The organism is Hansschlegelia beijingensis, from assembly GCF_014196425.1.
Taxonomy (GTDB): Bacteria; Pseudomonadota; Alphaproteobacteria; order Rhizobiales; family Methylopilaceae; genus Methylopila; species Methylopila beijingensis.
The window spans coordinates 48,422-73,120 of the sequence record NZ_JACIDR010000005.1; the positions used below are offsets into that span (position 1 = coordinate 48,422).

The following is a 24,699-nucleotide window of genomic DNA, read 5'->3' on the forward strand; positions in this document are numbered from 1 at the left end:
GGATGACGGAGGAACGCCAATGACGGTGCACTTCAAGCAGGAAACCTTCCGGGACGACTACACCTACTCGAACTCGCCCGAAGCGATCCGCAGGTTTCCGTTCCCGTTCGACAAGGACGAGTACATGTACTCGGTCAACATCGAGCAGCACATGCCGGGGCCGGCGAAGTCGCCCTTCGAGTTCCCCATCGACATCGACGAGCATTACGTCTCGGAGATGCGCGACCGGGCGATCACGCTCGCGCAGGATCCGAAGCGCTGCCAGTCGCTGCCGCACATGATCACGGCGGAATGGGACCTGGTCGAGCTCCTGATGGAGTCGATGGCGAAGCACTATCCCGAGCTGTTCACGCTGACCCAGGACGGGGACCGCTGGCGCTGGATCAACCGGCCGCTCGACATCGACCAGACCTTCACCTTCGGCGACGCCTCGACGCTCCCCTACCCGCCGATGGAGTACATAACGCGGCAGTGCCAGGGCGACTTCGCGTTGCTCGACCAGCGCCTCGACAATCTCTGGATGGACGCCGGGATGATCACGTCCCAGGCGGACTGGTCGCTCGACTTCGACATCGGCATGAACTTCCTGGAGTGGCACGCGCCGGTGCCGCTCGCGAAGGACATGGCGATCTTCGAGCGCGCGCTGAAGTTCCTGCTGAACCTTCAGCAGGGCCGGCCGGTGCGGCGCCTCAACTGGACCATGACGATCAACCCGCGGCTCGATACGAGCCCGGAGAATTACGACAAGTGGGGCGCGGACCGCGCGACCGTGACGCCCGAGAACGTCGGCCGGAAGGTGCACCTGCGGGTCGAGCTGCAGGCGATGTGGCGGCTGCCGCGGTCGAACGCGATCGTGTTCTCGATCCGCGGCTACCTCATCAACATGGACGAGCTCGTCACCGTGCCGAAATGGGCGCGGCGCTTCCATCGCGTGCTGCGCGAACTTCGGCCGGAGCTCGCCGAATACAAGGGACTGACGCGCTACCGCCAGACCACGATCGACTGGCTCGCGAAACACGATGACGGCGCCCCGACCTCTCCCGGATTCCAGCCGGACTGAGAGCGGCGCCGGACCACGACCACCCATCCGCCCACCCCTGCCGCAGCCGTTCGCGACCGACGGCTCGACGCGGCCAAGCATGAGGACCAATAGCGATGACCCTCGATCCCTTCCCACGGAAGAACGCGCTCGCCCAGCGGCACGCCGAGCTCGGCGCAAGCCTCGACACGGAATGGAACGGCCGGCTGATCCCGCAGCGCTACGCCACCGACCCCTATGAGGAGGTCGCCATCGTGCGCTCGAAGGCGGGGCTGTTCGACGTCTCCGGCCTCAGGATCATCAACGCTTCCGGCCCCGACGTGGTGGCCGTGCTGAACCGGATGCTGACCACCGACGTCGACAAGCTTCAGCCTGGCGCCTCCGCGATCTCCAACATCGTGGACGAGACCGGCGCGCTGATCGACGACGTGCTCGTCTATCGCGACGGCCCGACCGAGTTCCGGCTGAGCCATGGCGGGGGCAAGCTCGACGAGGCGATCGGCGCCTTCTTCGAGGGTTCGCAGTCGAGCTGGAGCAAGGACGACGACGTCCACATCCTGTCGCTGCAGGGGCCGCTCGCGCTCGACATCCTGGCGCCGCACGCCGACATCGACCTCTCGGCGATCCGCTATTTCGAGCATCGCCGCGGCAAGCTGTTCGGCAAGGACGTCTCGATCGCCCGCGGCGGCTACTCGGCCGAGCGCGGCTACGAGGTGTTCTGCACGGCAGCCGACGCGGTGTTCCTGTGGGACAAGATCATGGAGGCCGGAAAACCCGTTGGCGCCTGCGCGGCGTCGTGGGACTGCCTCGACATCGTCCGGGTCGAAGGCGCCCTGCTCTTCTTCCCCTTCGACATGCCGAACGGCGACGAGACTCCGTGGGAGGTCGGCGCCGACTGGACGGTCGATCTCTCCAAGCCGGACTTCAACGGCAAGGACGCGCTGGTCCGCCGCAAGAACGAGATCCGCTACGCCAATGTCGGTCTGGAGATCGAGGCGCACGAGGCCATCGAGCCGGGCGCGAAGGTGCTGAAGGACGGGCGCGAGGTCGGCCGTGTGAACTCCACCACCTACAGCCGCCACCTAATGAAGTCGCTCGCGCTCGCGCAGGTGACGCCGGATCTGACCGCGCTCGGGACCGAGTTCGAGATCCGCTCGTCGAAGGGCTCGGCGCGGGCTCACGTCGTCCGCACGCCGTTCTACGATCCTGACCGCCTGCGCACCCATCCGCTGGCGGAGCGGGAGGAACGGACGCCCGCCTCGCGCGCGGCCTGATCCAGACCTCTGCTGCCCACGCGCCGCCTCGGGTTTCGAGGCGGCGCGTCCCACAGAAGCGATGTCCGGACCGGCGTTCCGGCCACGCCGCGACGGTCGGGCGAGAGGTTCGGTCCCGGCTTCGGCGAGCCGGGAACCTTGAGACCTCGTCAGTCGTCGAGATGCTCGTTCGTGATCGCGCCGGTCTTCGGGTCGATGTGGAACTCGTAGACTTGGCCGTTCTTCACGCCCTTGGCCTCCCAGTGACCGTCATCGGCCTCGATCCCCGTGACCTCGGCGTAGCCCGCTTCCTTGGCCTTCTGAACCGCCTGCTCAATGCTGATCCAGTCGGGTCCGGCGCGGTCCGCGAGGGCCGGAGCCGCGAGGCCGAGCGAGAGCAGGACGGCGAGCCCGATCCTGGAGGTGTTGGTCATGTGAGGTCTCCTGCGTTCGGTTGATGGCGTCCTTCTCGCAGCCTCCGCCCATGTTTCCCTGATAGGCTCTGTCAGCGGATTATCAGCTTCGGGCCCGTAAACTCTCGCCATGCCGAAACCTGTCGCGGCCTTCGCGGCCGCAACCCTTTGTCTCCTGCTGCTGCAGCAGGCCGCCCCGGCGTCGGCGGACGCGAGCGACCAGGATCGCGCGCGGCAGGCGCTCGAGCGCGGAGAGATCCGGCCGCTCGACCAGGTGCTCGCCGCCGCACGCAAGGCGCTGCCGGGCGAGGTCGTGAAGGTCGAGCTCGAGCGCGACGACGGACGCTGGATCTACGAGATCAAGGTGCTGACCGCAGAGGGCGAGCGACGCGAGGTCGAGATCGACGCGCAGTCACTGGCGGTCCTGGAGATCGACTGACCGTGCGCGTGCTGGTGGTCGAGGACGAGCCACGGATCGCCGCCGACATCCGGCGGGGCCTCGAACAGGCGGGCTTCGCGGTCGACGTGGTGGGCGACGGCGAAGCGGCGTGGTTCCAGGCCGACGTCGAGACCTACGACGCCATGATCCTCGATCTCGGGCTGCCGAAGCTCGACGGGCTGAGCGTCCTGAGGAAGCTGCGGAGCGCGAACAACGCGCTGCCGGTCCTGATCCTCACGGCGCGCGACGGCTGGCGCGAGCGGGTGGACGGCATCAACGCCGGCGCAGACGACTATCTGTCGAAGCCGTTCCGCATGGAGGAACTCGTCGCGCGCCTCCACGCCATCCTGCGTCGCACCGCAGGCCAGGCCTCCCCCATCCTGCGCGCCGGCGAGGTCGAACTCGACCCGCGCACCAAGCTGGTCACGGTTTCGGGCGAGGCGCTGTCGCTTACGCCGCTCGAGTACCGGCTGTTCGCCTATCTCCTGCACCGCCGGGGCGATGTCGTATCGGCGGGCGAGCTGCTCGATCATGTCTACGAAAGCGGAACCGACCGCGAGGCCAACGCCATTGAGGCGCTCGTGGCGCGGCTGCGCCGGAAGCTCGGCCCCGCGGTGATCGAGACCCGGCGCGGCCATGGCTACGTCGTTCCGGCCGGCCTGCAGTGACGCACGGGTCGCTGCGCCTCAGGCTGAGCGTCGCGGCGGCCGCCCTGATCGCGCTCGCGCTGCTCGCCAGCGGGGCCGGCCTGTTCCTGATCTTCGAAGCGGCGCTCGACCGCCGCACGGCGGACGAGCTGAACCACACCGCAAAGCTGCTCGCAGGGAATGTCGGGTTCGACGCCGCGGGCGACATCGTGGTCGAGCAGCCTCCGGGCGATCCGCGCTACGCGACCCCCTATGGCGGCCTCTACTGGCAGATCGAGAGCGCGGGCAGGAAACCGCTGCGCTCGCGATCGCTCTGGGACAAGTCGATCGCGCTCCCCCAGAAGCCCGCGGCCGACATGGCCCACCACGCGTGGGCTGACCTGCCGGGTCCGGACGGCGGATCGCTGATCGCGGTGTTCAGGACGGTGCGGATCAAGGGCGCTCCGGGGGAGCCGCTCGTCGTGATCACCGTCGCGATGGACCGTGCGCAGCTGGCGGCGAGCCGCGACCTGGTGCTGAGGCTGCTGCCGGTCTCGCTCGCGGCGCTCGGCGTCCTGCTGGCGCTCGCCATGGCGGCCTTCGTGCATCGGGCGCTGAGCCCCTTCCGGGCCCTCCGCGCGGAGCTCCAGACCCTGCGCGAGGGACGCGCCGCCCGGCTGCGCGGCGGTTATCCGACCGAGGTCCAGCCGCTCGTCGACGACCTCAACCGTCTGATCGCGCAGCAGGAGGAGGCCCTCGAGCGCGCCCGCAGGCAGGCCGCCGACATGGCGCACGGCCTCAAGACGCCGCTCGCGGTGCTCGATGCGCTGGCGCGCCGCATCAGGGATCGGAACGCCGGTCTCGCCGCCGAGATCGAGGAGCAGTCGCTGGCCATGCAGGAGCAGGTGTCGCGCGCGCTTGCGCGGGCGCGAAGCGCGGCGGCGTCCGGGCTTCAACAGCGCCGCACTCCGATCGCGCCGGTGATCGACCAGCTGGTCTCGGCGACGAAGCGCCTGCCCGGCGCCGAGCGGATCGACTGGCGCGTGGACGTTCCCCCGGACGCCGCCTATCCCGCCGGCGAGGGCGAACTGCTCGAAATGCTCGGCAACCTGGTCGACAACGCCCGGAAGTGGGCGAAGCGGGAGGTGATCGTCACGGTCGCGACCGCAGGGGCCGGAGGGTCGATCGTGCTCGAGGACGACGGCGCAGGGATGGACCCCTCCGAGATGGCCGCGGTGGACCGCGGGCGACGCTGGGACGAGACGGTCCCGGGCACCGGCTTCGGCCTCGCGATCACGCGCGACCTCGCGGCCGCGACCGGCGGCCGGCTTCACCTCTCCAGGGGGGCTTCGGGCGGCCTCCGGGCCAGCATCGAATGGAGCGGCGACTGACGATCTCGCGTGGGCCGGCTGCGTTTCTTCGCCCGCGGCGGGGCTAGCCGCCGGCCTCTTGCGCCGCTTGCGCCACGAGGCTGGCGAAGGCCTCGATCTCCCGCTCCCTCAACGAGAACATCCAGTAGCGCAGCGGAATCTCGATACGCCCGATCCGCTTCAGCTCGCCGGCGGCGAGCGCATGGCGCGCGGCTCGTTCCGGAACGATCCCCGCGCAGCGCCCGGCCTCGAGCGCCGACAGCGCCGCTGCGCTCGAGGACACCTGAAGCCGCTTGAAGGCGAGCCGTCGCGCGTCGACGCCCTGCTGATCGAACGCCGCGACGATCAGAGGCGTCAGATCGCTCTGCTCCCACAGGATCGGCCCATGGTCGACGAGCGAGCCCCAGTTCGGCGTCCCATAGGCTTCTGCGACCGCAGGCGCGCCTGCGAGCACCAGCCGGTCGGCGAACACCCCGAGATGCCGGAACTGAGGGTGGCTCGGCGCGATCTCCGTCACGCCGACATCCGCGGTGCCGCGCATCACCCAGGCCTTCACCTCCTCGTCTGTCCCCCGCAGGAGGTCGATGCGCGGCATCTCCCTGGCCCCGCCGATCCGCGAGACCAGCTCCGGCATCCAGAAGTCATAGGCGTTCGGCGTGCAGGCGACGATCGGGTAACGGTCCTCCTCGGACCTGCGACTCTCGACCCGGCGGATGGTGAGTTCGACGTCGCGCAGGATGCGCTCGGCTTCGGTCAGCAGAATCTGCCCTGCCTCGGTGACGGCGAGCCGACGCCCGGAGCGGTCGAATAGAAGCACGCTGTGGCGCTCCTCGAGTTTCTTGATCGAGACGCTCACCGCCGACTGCGTGAGCCCGAGCTTCTCCGCCGCGATCGTGAAGCTGCCGTACTGGGCGGCCGCGACGAAGATCCTCATCTGCTCGAATGTCATGCGGTCATCTCGAAACCGGGCCGTGCCGCCCGGAAGGGAGCGCCCTCAATTTCCATGCCAGAGAACGGGGATTGTCGCGCGCCCTTGGCGGGGCCCGGCGGTGACTTTTCTCCAGGCGCCCCCAGGCGGGCGGATCAACTTCGTTCATGCGGGTCAGCGCCTCGACGTGCGAGATCGAGCCCGCTCATGAATTCCAGTTCACTGCCCTGAATCAAAATCATGCAGAGCCGCATATTCAGTCAGCGGTGGCCTCTCTCCCGCGCATCGCGTGGCGCTACGGCGCTCGAGCCGTGAAATTTTTGGCAGCGCCATGTCCCGGCCATCTGCTGGCACATCGCTTGCGGACCCCTCCGGCGAACAGGGCGTCGCCTCCGACGTCCTATGCTTCGGAGCGGGGTCATGGACAAAACACAACTTGCGGCTTCACCCGAACTGACGCAGGGGCTCGGCCTCACGTTGATGATCGGCTGCGGACTGGTCTTCCTGGTGATGGCCTACGTCATCAAGTCGAAGCTCGTCCGCAACACGCACGACTTCATCATCTCCAACCGCCGCATCGGGCTCGGCTTCGGCGTCGGCGCGATCGTCTCGGTCTGGACCTGGGCCATGGCCGTGATGATGAGTTCGGCCATGACGTTCCAGTGGGGCCTGTCGGGCCTGTTCTGGTTCGTGGTGCCGAACGGCTTCGCCATCATGGCGGTGATCCCGCTCGCCAAGGCGCTGCGCCGCCGGATGCCGGCCGGCTACACGATCAGCCAGTTCATCCACAACCGCTTCGAGCAGTCGCGGGTCGCGTCCGGCGTCGTCACGGTTACCATGATCTTCGGCATCCTGCTCGAGATCCTGATCAACCTGAAGGGCACCGCGGTCGTGATGTCGACCGTGTTCACGATCGACTGGCGGCTTGCGACGCTGCTCACCGTCTTCGTCGTCCTGGCCTATTCGTACTTCGGCGGCCTCTGGACCAGCGTGATGACCGGCACGGTCAACACCTGGATGATCACGGTGCCCTCGGCGATCGTCGTGGTCGCGGTGTTCGGCCTGATCGACGGCGGCGCGACCACCGTGTTCAACAAGGTCGCCGAAGACCCGGCCAAGTTGTCGGTGATGAACTGGGACGCGGCGGCGGGCTTCGGCATCACGCTCGCCTTCGGCCTGCTGGCCGCGACCGTCGCCGACCAGACCTTCTGGCAGAAGGTGTGGGCGATCCGCCCCAACCAGGTCGGCCGCGCGTTCCTGTGGTCCGGCGTGCTGTTCTATCCGATCCCGATCTGCTTCGGAGCGCTCGGGCTCGTCGGGATCGCCTATGGCCTGACGCCCGCAGACGTCGGCGGCGACATCGTGGCGGTCGGGCCGTACATCGTCTCGCACATCGGTCTGCCGGTCATCCTGATCGTCGCCTATGTGCTCGCGATCCTCGCGGCCTGCTACTCCACGATTGACGGCGCGAGCTCGGCCCTGTCCTCGATCGTCGCGGTCGACATCGTGAAGCGCTACGCGCCGAAGACGTCGGAGTCGAAGCTCTTCTACATCACCAAGCTCTCGATGTTGGCGGGCGGCATCGTCGCGGCCATCATCGTGCTCTCGGGCGCGGACTTCACCTCGCTGGTGCTGACGACCTATGCGCTGAAGACTTCGGTGCTGATGCCGCTGGTGCTGTCGATCCTGTGGCCGCGCACCAACACGCTCGGCTTCGTGGGCGGCATCGTCGCCTCGATCGCAATCGGCATGACGCTGCGCGGCCTCTATGGCGAGCTCGTCGGCACGATCTCGATCGTCGCCATCAGCGCGGCCGTCGTGATCATCGCCGGCCTCGCTTCGAGCCGCTCCTTCGACATGGGCGAGCTCGGCGTGAAGCGCGCCATCAATCTCGAAGGCTGAACGGGACAGCGACAGGCGGCGCTCGTGGAGCGCCACCTCACACCCCAATCATGAGGATTTCCAGATGACGCCGCTTCTCGCCGTCTTTCTCGTTCTCGCCGGGCTCGCCACGGCGCTCTTCATCGCAGGCTATGTCCGCGGCGCGAAGGTCGCGCTCGCGAGCTACGACGACGACACCGTCGAGGTCGACGACAGCGGGGACATCAAGACCTATTGGTGGGCGATCGCGATTGCGGTCGTGGGCGCCGGCGCGATCATCGCGCTTGAGGGAGTCCACCCTCTCTTCATCTATGCCGGCCCGCTGCTTGCGCTCGTGACCGCAGGCGGGATCGGCCTCGCCTTCTTCGTCGACGAATACTCCAAGCCGAAGGCGTGAGCGGAATGAGCTTGTCCGGCCCCAAGCCGATGCGCTTCGGCGTCTGGCTCCCGGTCTATGGCGGCTGGCTGCGCACGGTCGACCAGCCGTCCGCGCCGGACGTCGCGTCCTGCCTCGCAATAGCCCAGCAGGCCGAGGCGCTCGGCTTCGACTTCCTCTACGCGTCGGAGAACCTGCTGAACTGCATTCATGGGCCTCAGGAGGGCGTCGTCGACGCCTGGAGCCTGCTAGCGGCGATCGCCGCCACCACCAACCGCATCGGCCTCTGCGGCGCGGCGAAGCCCGGCTTCCGCTCGCCCTTCCTCGTCGCACGCATGCTCGACACGCTGACGAAGGTCGCCCGCCGCAAGCTCGCGCTCAACATCATCTGCGGCTGGTGGAAGGAGGAGTTCGAGCTCTCGGGCGTGAGCTGGCTCGACCACGCCGGCCGCTACGACCGCGCCAACGCCTTCGTGCGCGACCTCCACGGCCTGTTCCAGCCGCCGCCCGTGCTGCACGCCGAGAGCGGCGACGATCCGGTGTTCCCGGGCGGCGAGGCGGCCTCTCCGGAGAAGCCCCGCAGCTACGGCCTCGACGAGGCCTCGATGCCCGAGGTCTGGATCGCCGGACATTCGGACCGTGCGATCAAGATGGCGGCCGAATGGGGCAATTGCCTGTTCCTCAACGGAATGCCCGACGCCGCCATGGCGCGCCACATCGAGGCCGCGCGGCAGGAGGCGAACCGCTGGGGCCGCTCGATCGAGATCGCGGTCAACGCCTATGTGGTCGCGACCGAGACGCCCGAACAGGCCAGGGAGCGCTGGCGCGCCGTGCTCGCGCGGCGGAACGTCGAGACCATCGAGTTCTTCCGCGAGGTCATGCGGCAGTCGGGCGCCGCCGCATGGGCCGCGCTCGACGAGGAGCAGATGGTCGATTCCAACGCCGGCTTCGAACTCGGCCTGATCGGCTCATTCGACGAAATCCGCGAGCGCATCCCGAAGCTCGCCGAAATCGGCGTCGACCGGATCGTCTGCCAGTTCGACGACCCGATGCGCGACGCAGGCCCCTTCACCAAGCGGGTGATCCGCCCGATCCAGCGCGACGCTGCGGACCGGCGCGTCGCCTGAGGGCCGGCCCGGCCATCGCAACAAGCATTCCGCGGCGGCGCCGCGACAGGAGACCAGTGATGACTGACCAGGTCCGGAAGAAGCGAGCCCATCTCCTCGGCTTCATCCAGCACGGCGTGAACAGCCACGCGACCGGCATGTGGCGCAATCCGAAGGACAAGATCGGCTGGAACTTCGCCCGCCCCGAATACTGGCGGCACATTGCCCAGACGATGGAGCGCGGCATGTTCGACGCGATGTTCATCGCTGACGAGCTCGCGCCCTACAACACGTTCGAGGACTCCTCCGACGCGACGGTGAAGTGGGCGGTGCAGTGCCCGACCCACGAGCCCTCGACCATCGTCCCGATCATCACCGGCGCCACCAGGCATCTCGGCGTGGGCGTGACGCTCTCGACGGCCTTCGAGCACCCCTATTCGATGTGTCGGCGGCTCTCGAGCCTCGATCACCTGTCCGGCGGACGCGTCGCCTGGAACATCGTGTCGTCCTACTCCAAGAGCGAGTGGGACGCCTACGGCGCCGTGATGACCGACCGTTCGCAGCGCTACGCGCGCCTCGAGGAGTATATGGAGGTCTGCTACAAGCTCTGGAACTCCTGGGAGCCGGACGCGATCGTCGCCGATAAGGAGAGCGGGATCTACGCCGACCCGGCCAAGGTCCATGAGGTGATTCACGAAGGTCAGTTCTACAAATGTCGCGGCCGTCACTTCTGCGCGCCCTCGCCCCAGGGTCAGCCGGTGCTGTGGCAGGCGGGATCCTCCGGACAGGGTCGCGACTTCGCCTCGAAGCACGCGGAGGCGATCTTCGCCGTGCACCCGAACGTCGATCGGATGAAGCAGTACGCGGACGACCTCAACGACCGCACCATCAACAAGTTTGGCCGGGCGCCGGGGTCGGTGAAGCTGATCTACGGCCTGCAAACCGTCGTCGCCGAGACGCGGTCGGAAGCGCAGGAGAAGTATGAGCGGATCAAGGCCTGCATTCCGCTCGAAGGCGCGATCGCCTGGATATCAGGCCACTTTGGCCTCGATTTCTCGAAGTTCTCCATGGACGACATCGTCCAGAACATCGAGATCCCCGGCATTCAGGGCCTGTTCGAGTCGATCATCTACGCCAAGGGCGGCGCGCCCGTGACCGTGAAGGAGGCGGCGCTCATCTACGCGCAGGGCATGGGCATGCCGGTCGCCGTCGGCACCGCATCCGACATCGCCGACCAGATCGAGCACTACATGGACGAGGGCGGCGCCGACGGCTTCATGCTGGCCGCCACCTACACGCCCGGCTGCTTCGAGGAGTTTGCGGACCTCGTGGCGCCCGAACTGCAGCGGCGCGGACGGCTGCGCACCCGCTACGAGGGCGCGACGCTGCGCGAAAACCTGCTCGCCTCATGAGCGCGCTCGCCACGACGCGGGCGCGGAAGCCCGAAAACTCCCTCGTCGACGACTTCAAGGCGGCGTTTCGGCGGCTGGCCTCGGGCGTCTGCGTGGTGACGTTCGAGAAGTCTGGCGAATTGCACGGCTTCACCGCGACTTCGGTGACGTCGATCTCCGCCAGTCCGCCGATGCTGCTGTTCTGCGTCTCGAACCGCAGCAGCAGCTTCGCCAGCATGGCGGAAGGGCTGGAGGTCGGCGTGTCGATCCTGTCCGCCAGCCAGCGTCCGCTGGCCGAGCGCTTCGCGAAGCGGGCGGACGGCGGCGGCTATCCGGATGTGGAGATCTCTCGTCTCGATGACGGCGCGCCGGTTCTCAGCGGAGCTCTCGCCGGCGTTTCCGGGCGAGTGACCCGGATCGCATCGGCCGGCGAGAACATCGTGCTGTTCTGCGAGGTCGGAATGGCTCGTCACGCGCCAGACGGAACGCCGCTGCTCTACGGCGACGGTTCATATCTCGCGCCCCAGCCTGCGGCCGGCGTCTAAGCTCGCAAGGTGCTCATTCCGGAGGCTTCACGCTTGGAAGCCTCCAGTTCCAGTAGATCGCCGTCATGCGCAGGAAGACGCATGTCGCGGCGCCCGCGAGGGTGACGAGGCTCTCCGGCAGCTCCAGATAGAAGCCGGCCACGACCACAAGACCGGCGGCCAGGGCCGCGACGGCGTAGATGTCGGACCGCAGGACGACCGGGGTCCGGGCGGCGAGGACGTCGCGGATCATGCCGCCGCCGACGCCGCTGATCATCCCGAGCACGGCCGCCATCGGCCAGTTCAGCGCGGCGTCGAGCGCCTTCTGGGTGCCGACCACCGCGAAGATGCCGAGACCAACAGCGTCGAAGAACAGGACGGGGTGACGCAGACGGTCGAGCCGCTCGTGGAACCAGAAGGTCAACAGACCCGCCGCCATCGCCACGGCGAGGTAATGCCAGCTCGCAATGGCGGCCGGCGGGATCGCGCCGATCAGGAGGTCGCGGACGATCCCGCCGAACACTGCGGTGACGAAGGCCAGAACCAGAACCCCGAACAGGTCCATCCCCTGCCTCGACCCGAGCATCGCCCCGCTTATGGCGAACACGAAGGCGCCGACGAGATCCAAAACCCGAACGAGGAGATGCGCGGTGTCCATTCCGACCAAGCTAACACGCTCGCGCGGCGTCGCGGGCGTGGCGGCCCGGACCGCGGAACGTCGTCGGAGAGCAGGAGCCGCAGTTCGGGCCGCCGAGGCAAGCTCGCCCGAAGGGCGAGCCCGGCGCGCGTCAGTGGCCCATCCGCAGGACGATGCGGCCGTCGACTCCGCCCTGCTCCATGCGTTCGAAGATGGCGTTGATGTTCTCCATCGTGTCCCAGCTGAAATGCGCCGCGACCGCGCCGTCGCCGGCGAATTCGAGCGCCTCTTCAAGGTCCTGGCGCGTCCCGACGATCGAGCCGCGCACAGTGATGCGCTTGAGCACCGTGTCGAAGATGGGCATCGCGAACCGGCCGGGCGGCAGTCCGACGAGCGCCATGGTACCGTGCGGACGCAGAACGCCGAAGGCCTGCTCGAAAGCCGAAGGCGACACGGCGGTGACGAGCACGCCATGGACGCCGCCGAGGAGCTTCTGCAGCTCCGCCGCCGGATCGACCTCCTTCGCGTTGAGCGCGATCTCGGCGCCGAGCGACGTGGCGAGGTCGAGCTTGTCCGGGTGAATGTCGATGGCGGCGACATGCATGCCCATCGCCTTGGCGTACTGCACGGCCATATGGCCGAGCCCGCCGACGCCCGACACCGCGACCCATTCGCCGGGCTTCACCTCGGTCTCCTTGAGGCCCTTGTAGACCGTGACGCCGGCGCAAAGGACGGGCGCGGCAGGACCCCAGTCGAGACCGTCCGGGATGCGGCCGACATAGTTGGGGTCGGCAAGGGCGTATTCCGCGAAGCTGCCGTTGACCGAATAGCCGGTGTTCTGCTGCTGGCCGCAGAGCGTCTCCCAGCCCGTGCGGCAGTACGGGCAGTGGCCACAGGCGGTGTGAAGCCAGGGGATGCCGACGCGGTCGCCTTCCCGCACCCGCTTGACCGAACGCCCGACGCCGACGACCACGCCGACGCCTTCATGGCCCGGGATGAACGGAAGCGCGGGCTTCACCGGCCAGTCGCCGTTCACCGCGTGCAGATCCGTGTGACAGACCCCGGTCGCCTCGATCCGCACGAGGATCTGCTCGGGCGCAGGCTCCGGAACCGGAAGCTGCTCGATCCGGAGCGGCTGTCCAAAGGACCGCGCCACCGCGGCGGTCATCATGTTGGCCATGTCAGGTCGTCCTCCTTGATGTCAGAGAAGGAACTCGGTTCGGTCATCCGCCTCCAGGTGACGCTGGTCACATGATTTGAACGCTGCGGACGGCGGCATCATCTATGCCGCAACGGCTTTCCCACGGCCGTCCGAGGCCGCGACGGACTTTCCAGGCCGAGGCGCCTGCTTGGGAGATGGGGCATGCTGGACTGGTTCGTAAGGCTGTCGTTTGTGGTGGCGAGCTGGGTCACGGCGGTTTTCGTCGCCCGCGACGCCGTCAACTTCGGCGCCGTCAACGCCTTCGTCGCAGTCCTGCTGCTGGCGCTCGGCATCGCCTTCCTGGCCTTCTGGCCACAGATGCGGGACGCCTGGCTGCGCTTTTACCGGAGCCTGCGCCGCAGGCCCTGAGGCCACGACGACATCCGACGAGCCGATCTTCGAAGACCTTCGCCTCGCCGCCCTCCGGGTCAGGAGCGGCGGTTTGAGCCCGCGACAGACCTCAGAGGGCGGCCGTATCTGGCCGCCGCGCCGCCCACTCGCGCTGCAGGAGCGCGTATCCGAGTTCGTCGTGCCAGCGTCCGCCAAGCCATCGGCTCTCCACGGACTGGCTCTCCAATCGCATCCCCACCCGGTCCATCAGGCGGCGGGACGCGTCGTTGGTCCGAAGACAATGTGCAGTGACGCGATGGAGGTCTCGGCCGGAGAAACACCAGCCAATCAAGGCCTGTACGGCCTCGGTTGCAAAACCCTGCTTCTGGTGGACGGGATTCAACCACCAACCCAGGTCGCCCTCACGTGGACGCTCAGCAGAGCTGAAGACCCCGACCTCCCCCACAATGCCGGGTTCTTCGCGGCGCTCGACCGCGAACATTCTCCATCCGCAGGCATCTTCCCCCAGGCTGGACTGCGTATCGAGAAACGTCAGAGCGCGATCCGCATCCACGGCCGCCATCATCTGCGTGGCCAGGCCCGATAGCTCGTTGCGATAGGCCAGATAACCGCTGAGATCATCGGGACTTGGGGTGCGCAACACCAGACGAGGGGTGAACAGCCTTAGCAATATTCCCGCTCCGCCTTGAGTAACGGGCCAGCGGCGCACGTCGCCCCGACCCTGAGACTCTCCTGAGGCGGAAGTGAGGGCCCCTCGCCTCCGGGGGAACCCGGAGGTCAATCCCCACTCCGATGGATGGGAGGATCGGGCGGAGCCAATTGCGGGACGATACGGGCCATGTGCTCCGTGTCGGTCGGAGACCGACCTACACAGTCGGCCGATTCCGCCTGCGCCGTTCAACGCCTCGACGGCACACGAACGTTTCACTACGCCGGCTCGACAATCGACAGCCGGCGTCTGGTAGGTATGGCTGACGAGCCACGCCAGGCCGAGCAGGCGGTCGACTCCCGATGCTGCTGCACGATCGACCTCCGACACGAGCACAGACGTTGCTCGCCCTCTGGGTGGCGGCCGCCCTTCTTCTCGCGTTCTTCGCCGCCCTGCCCTTCGCCCGCGTTCAGTTGCCGGGCACGGAAGCCGCGCTGCCGGCCTACGCGACAGCCATTCTGATCAATGACGTCCTCACGGCCGCCCTTCTGCTCGCCCTGTTTTCGGCCCAGCCCGCGCCGGGAGTTCTTTTTCTCGCGATCGGCTATCTGTTCGTCGGGCTGCTCGCGGTTCCTTGGGCGCTGACGTTCCCGGGGGTGTTCGCGGAGCACGGACTCTTGGACGCCGGCCAGCAGACCACCGCGGCGATCGCGGCGCTCCGGCGATGCGGGTTTCCGGTCTTCGTGCTCGCCTACGCGCTGCTGCGCGGCGCTCGGTTTCCGCAGGGAAGCCTTCGGATCTGGTCAGGCCGGCGCGCGATTGCGGGCGCGGTCTTTCTGGTCTGCGCGGGCACGATCGTCGTGACGGCCGTCATCGTCGCGCATGACCAGAACATGCCGAAGTTGATGGCCGGCAGAATGGAGGCGTCCAGCCTCTGGACCTACGTGGCCGGCGCGTCGGTCGTGCTCTACGTGGCCGCGATCGTCGCCCTCCTGAGGGGCCCTCGTTCGGTGCTCGATCTGTGGCTGCTCGTCGTTCTCTTCGCGCTGCTGCTCGAGATCGTGCTGCTGTCGTTCATCAGCTCCGGGCGGCTGAGCGTCGGCTGGTGGGCAGGGCGCGGCTTCGGCCTCGCCGCCGCCAGCGTCGTGCTGTTCCAGATGATGTGGGAGACCACCGCGCTTTACGCGCATCTCGTGCGCTCCATCGTCGTGGAACGGCGCGCCAACCAGATGCGCCTCGCCAGCCTGGAGGCGCTCTCGGCCTCGATCGCGCACGAGCTGAACCAGCCGCTGGCGAGCATGGTCACGAACGCCGACGCCGGGTTGCTATGGCTGGACAGACCCGAGCCGAACGTGACGGAATGCAGGGGGGCGCTCGACCTCATCGCGTCGGAGGGGCATCGGGCCGGCAAGGTGATCGAGGCGATCCGGACCCTGTTCAGAAAGGACACGCGCGAGCGGGTCATGTTGGACCTGAACGAGGTCGTCACCGAAATGCTGCCCGAGATCCGTCGCCATGCTCGCCTCGGCGGCGCCGCCGTGCAGGTCGATCTGGCCGAGGGGGCGCCGCCGGTCGTCGGCAACGCCGTCCAGCTTCAGCAGGTGGTCTCGAACCTCGCCACGAACGCCGTCGAGGCGATGACCGATGTGGCGGATCGGCCGAAAATCCTTTCGATCAGGACGGCCGCGCGGGGGCCGAACGACGTGCTGATCGAGGTCACCGATACGGGCGAAGGGCTCGGCGCCGAAGACGCTTCGCGCCTGTTCGAGCCGTTCGTCACCACGAAGCCTGCGGGACTTGGCATGGGCCTGATGATCTGCCGCTCGATCGTCGAGGCGCATGGCGGACGGATCTGGGCGACCGCGAACGGTACGGCGGGCTCGACATTCACGGTCGCCCTGCCAGCGGCCGACGACCACGCGCCAGGGATCGCGGGATCATGACCCACTCCGGCTCGATCGTGTTCGTGGTCGACGACGACGCGGCGGTCCGCGCCTCGCTCGAGAACCTGTTCCGCTCCGTCGGGCAGGACGTGCGGACCTTCGCGTCCACGAAGGCGTTCGCGCTGGCCGACCCCGGGAACGCGGCGGCCTGCATCGTGCTGGACGTCCGGCTTCCGGGCCAGAGCGGGATCGAGTTCCAGCGTGAGCTCGCGCTCACCGGCCGGTCGCTACCGATCGTCTTCATCACCGGGCATGGCGACATCGCGATGTCGGTCGCCGCGATGAAGGCCGGCGCCGTCGAGTTCCTGACGAAGCCCTTCCGGCAGCAGGATCTGCTCGACGCGGTTCACCGCGCGCTCGAGATGGACCGGGCGCGGCGGTCGGCCTTGGCCGAGGCGCAGACGCTAAGAGACCGCTTCAACGCGCTCACGCCACGCGAGCGCGAAGTCATGGCGCTGGTGGCGACCGGAAAGCTCAACAAGCAGATCGCGGCCGAGCTCGAACTGAGCGAGATCACGGTGAAGGTTCACCGCGGCCACATCATGCGCAAGATGCAGGCGACCACCCTCCCCGACCTGGTGCGGTTCTGGGACCGCCTGTTGTCTGATCCAAACCGGCCGGCAGCCGGCTGACCGCACCGGCCGCCGAACTCGGGTTAGGCCGTCGGCGCCACCGTATAATTGAAGCCAACCTTTTCGCCGGCTTTCATTCGCGCACGTTCGATCGGATCCGCCATCGCGGAAAGGATCGGGCCCATCGAGGCGCGACCCGCGTGGCTTTGCTGATTTCTGTCGTGGACGACGACGGCGCCTCGCGCGCCGCCGTGACGGGACTGCTCCGTTCAATGGGCCACGACGCCGTCGGCTTCGCCAGCGCCGCGGAGTTTCTCGCGTCGGATGAACTCGGGAGGACGGGTCTCTTGATTGCGGATCAGCGCATGCCGGAAATCACCGGGCTCGATCTCCGCCGTCGCCTCCTTGCCGCCGGCGCGCCGATCCCGATGGCGCTCATGACCGCCTATCCAACCGAAGCCGGCCGCCGGCAGGCGCTGGACGCCGGAATATTTTCTTATCTGACCAAGCCGGTCTCTCCCGGCGAACTCGCAGCCTGCGTCGCCGCCTCTCAGGGCGGACCGCTCCGCTGAGCGCGACCGCCCCTTTCAGCCAGACATGGAGCTGACCATGACCATCACCGCCACCCCGACGCCCGGCTCCAGTCTCGTCTCGCCGGCAAACCACGCGCTCATCCTCATCGACTTTCAGTCGCAGATGTCGTTCGCGACCAAGTCGATCGACGCGGTCGCGCTGCGCAACAACGCCGCCCTCATCAGCCATGCGGCGAAGGGCTTCGGCGTGCCCACCATTCTGACCACGGTCGCGGAGAAGAGCTTCTCGGGTCCGATGTTCTCCGAGATCACCGACGCGTTCCCGGGCCAGAAGCTGCTCGACCGCACCTCGATGAACACCTGGGAGGACGCGGCCGTCATCGAGGAGGTGAATCGTATCGGCAAGACGCGTCTCGTCTTCGCGGGCCTCTGGACGTCGGTCTGCATCGTCGGCCCGACGCTTTCGGCGCTCGACCAGGGCTTCGAGGCCTATGTCATCGCCGACGCCTGCGGCGACGTCTCGGACGAGGCGCATGAGCGCGCCATGGAGCGCATGATCCAGGCGGGGGTGCGCCCGATGACCTCGCTCCAGTACATCCTCGAGCTCCAGCGCGACTGGGCCCGCGCCGAGACCTACGACTTCACCACCGGCGTCGCGAAGAAGTACGGCGGCGCCTACGGGCTCGGGATCGTCTACGCCAAGACCATGTTCGGCGCCTCCGAAGGCGGCCACTAGAGCCCCGCGCCGGGACGCCGCCTGCGCGGTGAGAACACAGTCGAAATGGGAGGACGATGATGACCGATCGCGGCGACGCGCGCGTCAGGCGGCTCGAAAACCTCGGCATGCCCTGGGAAAAGCTCTTCGGATACTATCAGGCGGTCCAGTACCGAGACACGATCTACCTCTCGGGGCAGCTCGGCCATGACGACGAGGGCCGGATCGTCGGGCCCGCCGGGCTCGACGACGCCGGCAAGGTCATCGACGTCTCGGGCATGGAGCAGCAGATCCGACAGACCTACGCGAACGCGTCGCGTCTGCTGGAGCGGTTCGGCGCGAGCCTCGACGACGTCGTCGAGGAGACGCTTTTCGTCCTCGACATGGACGAGGCCTTTGCGACCGCGCCCCAGGTCAGAAAAGAAGCCTACCGGACCGACATGCCGCGCTGCGCCAGCACGCTGGTCGCCACGCCGCGGCTCGCCATGCCCGAGCAGCTCGTCGAGATCACGTTCCGCGCCGTCCTCGGCGGCGGCGCCTCGTCCTGACCACGGCGAGGGCGCGCCCTGCTGGCGGCGCTCTCGCCGACCCTCGCTTTTCCGCTGAACCGGAGACACGCCCATGAGCCCGACGCGCCGCGAAGCGAGCTTCGGCGCGGCCGCCGCCGCTCTCGCCGCAGGCCTCATGTCGCCGGCGCGGGCCGCGCCCGCCGAAGGGACGAACATGACCGACGCGACGAACGCAGACCTCATCATGATCAAGGGCCTCGTGACGACGCTCGACCGTTCGGCGCCGACCGCCGAGGCGTTCGCGATCCGGGACGGACGCTTCCTTGCGGTCGGCCGCGAGACTGAGGTCATGGCCCATCGCGGGCCGGACACGAAGGTCGTCGATCTCAAGGGCCGGCGCGTGTTGCCGGGCCTCATCGACAACCACCTCCACATCATCCGCGGCGGGCTCAACTTCAACATGGAGCTGCGCTGGGACGGCGTGCCGTCGCTGAAGGACGCGATGGACATGCTGCGCGCGCAGGTCGCCATCACCCCGCCTCCGCAATGGGTGCGGGTCGTGGGCGGGTTCACCGAGAACCAGTTCGCGGAAAAGCGCCTGCCGACCATCGAGGAGCTCAATCAGGTCGCGCCGGAGACCCCCGTCTTCATCCTCCACCTCTATGACCGCGCGCTGCTGAACGGCGCGGCGCTGCGGGCGGTGGGCTACGGCAAGGACACGCCGAACCCGCCCGGCGGCGAGATCACCCGCGACGCGAAGGGAGAGCCGACCGGTCTGCTGCTCGCAAGACCGAACGCCGGCATCCTCTATTCGACGCTGTCCAAGGGTCCGAAGCTGCCGCTCGAGCACCAGGTCAACTCGACGCGCCACTTCATGCGCGACCTGAACCGCCTCGGCGTCACGGGCGCGATCGACGCGGGCGGCGGCTTCCAGAACTATCCGGACGACTATGCGGTCATCCAGAAGCTCGCCGACGAAGGCCAGCTCACCATCCGGCTCGCCTACAACCTCTTCACCCAGAAGCCGAAGCAGGAGAAGGAGGACTTCCTCGCCTGGACCAGGACGTCCAGGTACCGGCAGGGCGACGACTACTTCCGCCACAACGGCGCTGGCGAGATGCTGGTCTTCTCCGCCGCCGATTTCGAGGATTTCCGCGAGCCGCGGCCCGAATTGCCGGCCGAGATGGAGGCTGACCTCGAGGGCGTCGTCCGCGTGCTGGCCGAAAACCGCTGGCCGTGGCGGATGCACGCGACCTATGACGAGACGATCTCGCGCGCGCTGGACGTGTTCGAGACGGTCGACCAGGAGATCCCGCTGAAGGGCCTGAACTGGTTCTTCGACCACGCCGAGACGATCTCGGAGCGCTCGATCGACCGGGTCGCGGCGCTCGGGGGCGGCGTCGCGGTCCAGCACCGCATGGCCTATCAGGGCGAATACTTCGTCGAGCGCTACGGCGCCGAGGCCGCGGAAGAAACGCCGCCCTTCGCGCGGATGCTGGACAAGGGCGTGAAGGTCTCGGCCGGCACCGACGCGACCCGCGTCGCCTCGTACAATCCGTGGGTCTCGCTGTCCTGGCTCGCGACCGGCCGCACCGTCGGCGGTCTGAAGCTCTATCCCTCCCGCAGCCTTCTCGACCGCGAGACGGCGCTCAGGATGTGGACCGAGAACGTCACCTGGTTCTCGAACGAAGAGGGCAAGAAGGGCCGCATCGCGCCCGGCATGCTGGCCGACTTCATCGTGCCCGACCGGGACTATTTCGCCTGCGCGCCCGAAGAGATTTCGGCGATCACCTCCGACCTCACCGCCGTCGGCGGCAAGGTCGTTTTCGCCAAGGCGGACTTCGCGAAGCTCGACGAGACCGAGGTTCCCCCGGCCATGCCGGACTGGTCGCCAGTGCGCGCCTATGGCGGCTACGGCGCCTGGAAGGCGGAAGCCAGGAAGGACAGCGCGCTTCGCCTCCAGTCGGTCGCCTGCGGCTGCGCCACCGCCTGCGGCGTGCATGGCCACGCCCATGCCCGCGCAGCGTCCGGCCGGCTGCCCGTCGCCGATCTCAAGGCGTTCTGGGGCGCGCTCGGCTGCGCATGCTGGGCGGTGTGAAACAAGCGGCTCCGACGCTCCGTCGCACTCGTCTCTTTTACTTCCGGAGCCGCAGACGCAAAGATTTCGTCGGCCACCCGCCCTCATGGAGGACACACTATGACCAGCGCATTCGTGAAGACCAAAGACGGGGTCGACATTTTCTACAAGGACTGGGGTCCGAAAGACGCGCAGCCGATCATGTTCCATCATGGCTGGCCATTGTCATCTGACGACTGGGACGCGCAGCTTCTGTTCTTCCTGGCGAAGGGCTATCGCGTCATCGCGCATGACCGCCGGGGCCACGGGCGCTCCGCGCAGGTCTGGGACGGCCACGACATGGACCACTACGCCGCCGACGCCTCGGCGGTGGCCGAGCATCTCGACCTGAGGAATTCGATCCACATCGGCCATTCGACCGGCGGCGGCGAGGTCGCGCGCTATGTCGCCCGCCACGGAGAGCCGCAGGGCCGCGTCGCCAAGGCGGCGCTGGTCAGCGCGGTGCCGCCGATCATGCTGAAGACCGAAGCGAACCCCGGCGGCCTGCCGGTCGAGGTGTTCGACGGCTTGCGCGCCGCCACTGCGGCGAACCGCGCCCAGTTCTTCCGCGATCTTCCGTCCGGCCCGTTCTACGGCTTCAACCGGCCCGGCGCGAAGGTCGACGAGGGGGTGATCCAGAACTGGTGGCGGCAGGGCATGACGGGCTCGGCCAAAGCGCACTACGACGGCATCAAGGCGTTCTCGGAGACCGACCAGACCGAGGACCTGAAGGCGATCTCGGTCCCGACGCTGGTGCTGCACGGCGAGGACGACCAGATCGTGCCGATCGACGCCTCGGCGCGGCTATCGGTCAAGCTGCTGAAGAACGGGACCCTGAAGACCTATCCGGGCCTCTCCCACGGCATGCTGACCGTCAACGCAGACGTCCTCAACGCGGACCTGCTGGCCTTCGTGCAGTCCTGACAGCCCGCCGCCGTCGCTGTCCGCCCTCGCCCGTCCGGGGGCGTTCGGACCTCCGTCACGCGGCGTCCGATGAACTGGCCGTCCTCTCCCGGGCAAGCCGGGAAAGGACGGGCGGCGGAACACGCGGAACGAGACCGCCATGACCCAGACCCAGAACGCCTTCGCTCCTCTTCGCCGGCCCATCTTCGTCGTGCTGTGGGTCGCGACGGTCGTCGGCAACATCGGATCCTTCATGCGCGACGTCGCGAGCGCCTGGCTCGTGACGGACCTCGCGGCCTCGCCCGTCGCGGTCTCGCTGGTGCAGGCGGCCGCGACGCTGCCCATCTTCCTGCTGGCGATCCCCGCCGGCGTCCTCTCCGACATCATCGACCGCCGAAAGCTCCTGATCGCCATCCAGGCGCTGCTCGGGACGACCAGCCTGACGCTCGCAATCCTTGCCGCTTCGGGCGGCCTGACGGTCTATTCCCTCGTCGCGCTCACCTTCGTGGGCGGCGTCGGCGCGGCCCTGATGGGCCCGACCTGGCAGTCGATCGTGCCCGAGCTCGTGCCGCGGGGAGAGCTCCGCGACGCGGTGGCGCTGAATTCGCTCGGCATCAACGTCGCACGCTCGATCGGGCCGGCCGCGGGCGGCGTCCTGCTCGGCGTCGCGGGCGCCGCAGCGACCTATGGCGTCGACGTCGCCTCCTATCTGCTGGTGATCGCCGCCCTGCTCTGGTGGCCGCGGCCGAAGGCGGCCGAGGACGTTCTCGCCGAGCGCTTCCCGGGCGCCTTCCGGGCGGGGCTTCGCTACGCCAAGGCGAGCCGCGAACTGCATCGCGTGCTGTTCCACGCCGGCATCTTCTTCGCCTGCGCCAGCGCCGTCTGGGCGCTTCTGCCGCTGGTCGCCCGCAGCCTGCTGGGGGGCGACGCGAGCTTCTACGGTCTGCTGCTTGGCGCGGTGGGGCTCGGCGCCATCCTGGGCGCCCTGGTGATGCCGAGCCTTCGCGCCCGGCTCGGAGCGGACGGACTGCTGCTGTCCGCCGCGATCGTCGCGGCCCTGGTGATGGCCGGCCTCTCCTTCGCGCCCCCGAAGCCCGTCGCCCTCGCCGGCCTCCTGCTGCTCGGCGTCGCCTGGATCGTCGCGCTGACGACGCTGAACGGCGCCGCGCAGGCGATCCTGCCGAACTGGGTGCGCGGGCGTGGGCTCGCCGTCTATCTCACGGTCTTCAACGGGGCGATGACGGGCGGGAGCGTCCTGTGGGGTCTGGTCGCCTATCGCCTCGGCGTCGCGTCGACCCTGCTGGTCGCGGCCGCGTGCCTTGCCGCCGCAGGCCTGCTGCTGCGTCGCCGCGCGCTGCCGAAGGGCGAGACGGACCTCACGCCCTCGAACCATTGGCCGGAGCCCCTGACGGCCGCCCCCGTGGAGCACGACCGCGGCCCGGTGCTGATCCAGATCGAGTACCGGGTGCGCCGGGAGGACCGGGTCGGGTTTCTCGAGGCCATGGCGAGGCTCGCCGACGAAAGGCGGCGCGACGGCGCCTATGCGTGCGGCGTGACGGAGGACGCCGAGGATCCGGAGAAGATCGTCGAGTGGTTCCTGGTCGAGAGCTGGGCCGAGCACCTTCGCCAGCACAAGCGCGTCTCCAACGCCGACGCGGACCTGCAGCAGGCGACCCGGCGCTTCCATGTCGGTCCCGGGGCTCCGGTCGTGCGCCACCTGCTTGGCCTCGACCTGAAGACCGTCGCGGCGGGCTGACGGGACCGTGCTCCGCGCCCTCCGGACGGCCGCCGCGGCGGCCGTCGTCGGCGCGGCGGTCGCCGCCCCGGCGGCCGCCGAGCCGCCGTCCTTCTCGAACAACCGGGCGGACGAGGACTGGGGCGCCCTCCGGGATCCGGCCAACCGCACCGGCGCGGCATGGGAGTCGTTCAAGTTCCTGCCCCTCGACGCCGCGGGAGCAAGCTTTCTGACGCTGGGCGCCGACCTGCGGCTCCGGTTCGAGCGCTACGACAACAATTTCGATTCCGCGAAGCCCGACGAGGGGTACGGCTGGACGCGGATCATGCCCTATGCGGAACTCCGTCTCGGGCCGCACCTCCGTGTCTTCGGCCAGGCGCTGGGCGCGTGGGCGGACCGCAGCGCGCTGACCGAGGGGCCGGTGGACGAGACCGGGCTCGAGGTCCTGCAAGGCTTCGCGGAGCTCGCCGGGCCGGCGGGCACGGGCGAGCTTTCGGTCCGGGCCGGCCGGCAGATGGTCGCCTTCGGATCGGAGCGCCTGATCGGCCTGCGCTTCGGGCCGAACGTGCCGCTGTCGTTCGACGGCGCGCGGGCGCGGCTGCAGCTCGGCGGCTGGACCGCCGACGCGTTCGCCTATCGCCCCGTCGCGAACGCGCCGGGGGACTTCGACGACCGCGCCGACCTCGGCCGCAAGGTCTACGGCCTGTACGCCACCCGCGCTTCGCCCGAAATCGCGCCGAACGCCGGCCTCGATCTCTACTGGATCGGATATGAGCGCGAGGACGCGCGCTTTGACAGCGGCGTCGCCGACGAGCGACGGCAGACCTTCGGGGCCCGGTTTTTCGGCTCGCTCGACGGCTGGAGCTGGAACCACGAGGCGATGCTGCAACTCGGCTCCTTCGGCCGGGAGAGCATCTTCGCCTGGTCGGTGGCGACGGACACCCGCTACACCTTCTCCACAGTTCCCCTTGGGCCGTTCGTCGAGCTCAAGGCCAACGTCATCAGCGGCGACGGCGGGCCGGGCGGCCGCCTCGGCACGTTCAACGCGCTGTTCCCCAAGGGCAAGTATTTCGGAGAGATCGGGCTGATCGGCCCCGCCAACCTCATCAACCTGCATCCGGTCATCGGGGTGTCGCTCGGGTCGGGCTGGTCGCTGACGGCGGCCGCCGTCTTCTACTGGCGCCAGTCGCTCGACGACGGCGTCTACGGCAATCCCGGAAACCTCATCCGCCCGTCGGCCGGGAGCCGGGCGCGCTATGTGGGGACGCAGGCCGAGATCGTTCTGGGCTGGGAGGCGACGCGGAACATCACGCTCGAGTTGTCCTCCGCCGTCTTCGAACCCGGCCGCTTCCTGAGCGAGACCGGCCCCGGAAAGACCGTCCGCTTCGTCGGCGGAGAGATCCAGTTCCGTTACTAGAACCGGTCCTGCACTGCGGCCCGCGACGGCGCCGGGCCTGCGCCCCGGCGTCGCTTGGCCCTCACGCCGCCC

At 68.4% G+C, this 24,699-nt stretch carries 25 protein-coding genes; 20 read left to right on the plus strand and 5 right to left on the minus strand.

The features are described 5' to 3' along the window. The first annotated feature begins 19 nt into the window (after nucleotides 1-19). Both GGR24_RS14410 and GGR24_RS14415 read left to right on the plus strand, forming a co-directional pair. Nucleotides 20-1,060, plus strand: a complete 1,041-nt coding sequence (locus tag GGR24_RS14410) for a heme-dependent oxidative N-demethylase family protein (protein WP_183396077.1) — start codon at nucleotides 20-22, stop codon at nucleotides 1,058-1,060. Between the two features lie 95 nt (nucleotides 1,061-1,155). Continuing rightward, a complete protein-coding gene (locus tag GGR24_RS14415) occupies nucleotides 1,156-2,313 on the plus strand; it encodes an aminomethyl transferase family protein (protein WP_183396078.1) in 1,158 nt (385 codons plus the stop codon). A gap of 149 nt (nucleotides 2,314-2,462) precedes the next feature. Here GGR24_RS14415 and GGR24_RS14420 read toward each other — a convergent pair whose 3' ends face one another. Next, complete coding sequence (locus GGR24_RS14420; protein WP_183396079.1) at nucleotides 2,463-2,726, minus strand: PepSY domain-containing protein; 264 nt, start codon at nucleotides 2,724-2,726, stop codon at nucleotides 2,463-2,465. 109 nt (nucleotides 2,727-2,835) lie between these two features. On the opposite strand from GGR24_RS14420, the gene GGR24_RS14425 reads away from it, so the two are divergent. From GGR24_RS14425 to GGR24_RS14435, 3 genes are read left to right on the plus strand one after another with little or no spacing between them, the layout of a single operon-like run. Then, nucleotides 2,836-3,144 carry a PepSY domain-containing protein gene (locus tag GGR24_RS14425; protein ID WP_183396080.1) on the plus strand — a complete coding sequence of 103 codons (309 nt, stop codon included), beginning with the start codon at nucleotides 2,836-2,838 and terminating at the stop codon, nucleotides 3,142-3,144. Between the two features lie 2 nt (nucleotides 3,145-3,146). Further along, the gene (locus GGR24_RS14430; RefSeq protein ID WP_183396081.1) at nucleotides 3,147-3,812 is read left to right on the plus strand and encodes a response regulator; all 666 of its coding nucleotides are present in this window, start codon (nucleotides 3,147-3,149) and stop codon (nucleotides 3,810-3,812) included. Then, on the plus strand, nucleotides 3,809-5,161 hold the full coding sequence (locus tag GGR24_RS14435) for an ATP-binding protein (RefSeq protein WP_183396082.1): 1,353 nt from the start codon (nucleotides 3,809-3,811) through the stop codon (nucleotides 5,159-5,161). The genes GGR24_RS14430 and GGR24_RS14435 overlap by 4 nt, the downstream gene beginning before the upstream one ends. A 43-nt stretch (nucleotides 5,162-5,204) precedes the next feature. Here the strand turns inward: GGR24_RS14435 and GGR24_RS14440 are convergent, their stop codons facing one another. After that, nucleotides 5,205-6,089, minus strand: coding sequence for a LysR family transcriptional regulator (locus GGR24_RS14440; RefSeq protein WP_183396083.1), 885 nt, complete (start codon nucleotides 6,087-6,089; stop codon nucleotides 5,205-5,207). 399 nt (nucleotides 6,090-6,488) lie between these two features. Between GGR24_RS14440 and GGR24_RS14445 the strand changes: the two genes are divergently transcribed. The 5 genes from GGR24_RS14445 to GGR24_RS14465 all read left to right on the plus strand — a co-directional run bounded on the left by GGR24_RS14445 (nucleotide 6,489) and on the right by GGR24_RS14465 (nucleotide 11,367). Then, a complete protein-coding gene (locus tag GGR24_RS14445; protein WP_183396084.1) occupies nucleotides 6,489-7,970 on the plus strand; it encodes a sodium:solute symporter family transporter in 1,482 nt (493 codons plus the stop codon). A gap of 64 nt (nucleotides 7,971-8,034) precedes the next feature. After that, entirely contained in the window at nucleotides 8,035-8,346 is a 312-nt protein-coding gene (locus tag GGR24_RS14450) for a hypothetical protein (protein ID WP_183396085.1), read from the plus strand. 5 nt (nucleotides 8,347-8,351) lie between these two features. Continuing rightward, nucleotides 8,352-9,452 carry an LLM class flavin-dependent oxidoreductase gene (locus GGR24_RS14455; protein ID WP_246398514.1) on the plus strand — a complete coding sequence of 367 codons (1,101 nt, stop codon included), beginning with the start codon at nucleotides 8,352-8,354 and terminating at the stop codon, nucleotides 9,450-9,452. A 59-nt stretch (nucleotides 9,453-9,511) separates the two neighbouring features. Next, nucleotides 9,512-10,843 carry an LLM class flavin-dependent oxidoreductase gene (locus GGR24_RS14460; protein WP_183396086.1) on the plus strand — a complete coding sequence of 444 codons (1,332 nt, stop codon included), beginning with the start codon at nucleotides 9,512-9,514 and terminating at the stop codon, nucleotides 10,841-10,843. Next, complete coding sequence (locus GGR24_RS14465) at nucleotides 10,840-11,367, plus strand: flavin reductase family protein (protein WP_183396087.1); 528 nt, start codon at nucleotides 10,840-10,842, stop codon at nucleotides 11,365-11,367. Before GGR24_RS14460 ends, GGR24_RS14465 begins: the two co-directional genes overlap by 4 nt. Before the next feature lie 13 nt (nucleotides 11,368-11,380). Here the strand turns inward: GGR24_RS14465 and GGR24_RS14470 are convergent, their stop codons facing one another. Together GGR24_RS14470 and adhP are read right to left on the minus strand one after the other, a co-directional pair. Next, nucleotides 11,381-12,004 (minus strand): trimeric intracellular cation channel family protein, encoded by a 624-nt coding sequence (locus GGR24_RS14470; protein ID WP_183396088.1) that lies wholly within the window; start codon nucleotides 12,002-12,004, stop codon nucleotides 11,381-11,383. A 130-nt stretch (nucleotides 12,005-12,134) separates the two neighbouring features. After that, entirely contained in the window at nucleotides 12,135-13,163 is a 1,029-nt protein-coding gene (gene adhP, locus GGR24_RS14475; RefSeq protein ID WP_183396089.1) for an alcohol dehydrogenase AdhP, read from the minus strand. A gap of 183 nt (nucleotides 13,164-13,346) precedes the next feature. On the opposite strand from adhP, the gene GGR24_RS14480 reads away from it, so the two are divergent. Continuing rightward, nucleotides 13,347-13,553 carry a hypothetical protein gene (locus GGR24_RS14480; RefSeq protein WP_183396090.1) on the plus strand — a complete coding sequence of 69 codons (207 nt, stop codon included), beginning with the start codon at nucleotides 13,347-13,349 and terminating at the stop codon, nucleotides 13,551-13,553. Nucleotides 13,554-13,644: 91 nt separating this feature from the next. Here the strand turns inward: GGR24_RS14480 and GGR24_RS14485 are convergent, their stop codons facing one another. After that, a complete protein-coding gene (locus tag GGR24_RS14485; RefSeq protein ID WP_183396091.1) occupies nucleotides 13,645-14,205 on the minus strand; it encodes a GNAT family N-acetyltransferase in 561 nt (186 codons plus the stop codon). Nucleotides 14,206-14,585: 380 nt separating this feature from the next. Here GGR24_RS14485 and GGR24_RS14490 point away from each other — a divergent pair, with 380 nt between their 5' ends. The 9 genes from GGR24_RS14490 (at nucleotide 14,586) to GGR24_RS14530 (ending at nucleotide 24,627) form a co-directional block, all read left to right on the plus strand. Beyond that, nucleotides 14,586-16,127: an ATP-binding protein gene (locus GGR24_RS14490; RefSeq protein ID WP_183396092.1), complete on the plus strand. Its 1,542-nt coding sequence runs from the start codon at nucleotides 14,586-14,588 to the stop codon at nucleotides 16,125-16,127. After that, nucleotides 16,124-16,759, plus strand: coding sequence for a response regulator transcription factor (locus GGR24_RS14495; protein WP_183396093.1), 636 nt, complete (start codon nucleotides 16,124-16,126; stop codon nucleotides 16,757-16,759). Before GGR24_RS14490 ends, GGR24_RS14495 begins: the two co-directional genes overlap by 4 nt. Before the next feature lie 161 nt (nucleotides 16,760-16,920). Next, entirely contained in the window at nucleotides 16,921-17,271 is a 351-nt protein-coding gene (locus GGR24_RS14500; RefSeq protein WP_343066267.1) for a response regulator transcription factor, read from the plus strand. A gap of 43 nt (nucleotides 17,272-17,314) precedes the next feature. Continuing rightward, nucleotides 17,315-17,968 carry a hydrolase gene (locus tag GGR24_RS14505; protein WP_343066268.1) on the plus strand — a complete coding sequence of 218 codons (654 nt, stop codon included), beginning with the start codon at nucleotides 17,315-17,317 and terminating at the stop codon, nucleotides 17,966-17,968. Between the two features lie 56 nt (nucleotides 17,969-18,024). Then, nucleotides 18,025-18,495 (plus strand): Rid family hydrolase, encoded by a 471-nt coding sequence (locus GGR24_RS14510; RefSeq protein WP_428978232.1) that lies wholly within the window; start codon nucleotides 18,025-18,027, stop codon nucleotides 18,493-18,495. Between the two features lie 136 nt (nucleotides 18,496-18,631). Further along, nucleotides 18,632-20,554 carry an amidohydrolase gene (locus GGR24_RS14515; RefSeq protein ID WP_246398532.1) on the plus strand — a complete coding sequence of 641 codons (1,923 nt, stop codon included), beginning with the start codon at nucleotides 18,632-18,634 and terminating at the stop codon, nucleotides 20,552-20,554. Nucleotides 20,555-20,653: 99 nt separating this feature from the next. Beyond that, entirely contained in the window at nucleotides 20,654-21,496 is an 843-nt protein-coding gene (locus tag GGR24_RS14520; protein ID WP_183396097.1) for an alpha/beta fold hydrolase, read from the plus strand. 139 nt (nucleotides 21,497-21,635) lie between these two features. Beyond that, nucleotides 21,636-23,231, plus strand: a complete 1,596-nt coding sequence (locus GGR24_RS14525) for an MFS transporter (protein ID WP_183396098.1) — start codon at nucleotides 21,636-21,638, stop codon at nucleotides 23,229-23,231. A gap of 7 nt (nucleotides 23,232-23,238) precedes the next feature. After that, the gene (locus GGR24_RS14530) at nucleotides 23,239-24,627 is read left to right on the plus strand and encodes an alginate export family protein (RefSeq protein WP_183396099.1); all 1,389 of its coding nucleotides are present in this window, start codon (nucleotides 23,239-23,241) and stop codon (nucleotides 24,625-24,627) included. The last annotated feature ends 72 nt before the right edge of the window (nucleotides 24,628-24,699 follow it).

What these genes read in the sequence shown, in the direction of transcription:
- GGR24_RS14410 (WP_183396077.1), top strand. Translation starts at nt 20, where the DNA reads ATGACGGTGCACTTCAAGCAGGAAACCTTCCGGGACGACTACACCTAC.
- GGR24_RS14415 (WP_183396078.1), top strand. Translation starts at nt 1,156, where the DNA reads ATGACCCTCGATCCCTTCCCACGGAAGAACGCGCTCGCCCAGCGGCAC.
- GGR24_RS14420 (WP_183396079.1), bottom strand. Translation starts at nt 2,726, where the DNA reads ATGACCAACACCTCCAGGATCGGGCTCGCCGTCCTGCTCTCGCTCGGC.
- GGR24_RS14425 (WP_183396080.1), top strand. Translation starts at nt 2,836, where the DNA reads ATGCCGAAACCTGTCGCGGCCTTCGCGGCCGCAACCCTTTGTCTCCTG.
- GGR24_RS14440 (WP_183396083.1), bottom strand. Translation starts at nt 6,089, where the DNA reads ATGACATTCGAGCAGATGAGGATCTTCGTCGCGGCCGCCCAGTACGGC.
- GGR24_RS14445 (WP_183396084.1), top strand. Translation starts at nt 6,489, where the DNA reads ATGGACAAAACACAACTTGCGGCTTCACCCGAACTGACGCAGGGGCTC.
- GGR24_RS14450 (WP_183396085.1), top strand. Translation starts at nt 8,035, where the DNA reads ATGACGCCGCTTCTCGCCGTCTTTCTCGTTCTCGCCGGGCTCGCCACG.
- GGR24_RS14455 (WP_246398514.1), top strand. Translation starts at nt 8,352, where the DNA reads ATGAGCTTGTCCGGCCCCAAGCCGATGCGCTTCGGCGTCTGGCTCCCG.
- GGR24_RS14460 (WP_183396086.1), top strand. Translation starts at nt 9,512, where the DNA reads ATGACTGACCAGGTCCGGAAGAAGCGAGCCCATCTCCTCGGCTTCATC.
- GGR24_RS14465 (WP_183396087.1), top strand. Translation starts at nt 10,840, where the DNA reads ATGAGCGCGCTCGCCACGACGCGGGCGCGGAAGCCCGAAAACTCCCTC.
- GGR24_RS14470 (WP_183396088.1), bottom strand. Translation starts at nt 12,004, where the DNA reads ATGGACACCGCGCATCTCCTCGTTCGGGTTTTGGATCTCGTCGGCGCC.
- adhP (WP_183396089.1), bottom strand. Translation starts at nt 13,163, where the DNA reads ATGGCCAACATGATGACCGCCGCGGTGGCGCGGTCCTTTGGACAGCCG.
- GGR24_RS14480 (WP_183396090.1), top strand. Translation starts at nt 13,347, where the DNA reads ATGCTGGACTGGTTCGTAAGGCTGTCGTTTGTGGTGGCGAGCTGGGTC.
- GGR24_RS14495 (WP_183396093.1), top strand. Translation starts at nt 16,124, where the DNA reads ATGACCCACTCCGGCTCGATCGTGTTCGTGGTCGACGACGACGCGGCG.
- GGR24_RS14510 (WP_428978232.1), top strand. Translation starts at nt 18,025, where the DNA reads ATGATGACCGATCGCGGCGACGCGCGCGTCAGGCGGCTCGAAAACCTC.
- GGR24_RS14515 (WP_246398532.1), top strand. Translation starts at nt 18,632, where the DNA reads ATGTCGCCGGCGCGGGCCGCGCCCGCCGAAGGGACGAACATGACCGAC.
- GGR24_RS14520 (WP_183396097.1), top strand. Translation starts at nt 20,654, where the DNA reads ATGACCAGCGCATTCGTGAAGACCAAAGACGGGGTCGACATTTTCTAC.
- GGR24_RS14525 (WP_183396098.1), top strand. Translation starts at nt 21,636, where the DNA reads ATGACCCAGACCCAGAACGCCTTCGCTCCTCTTCGCCGGCCCATCTTC.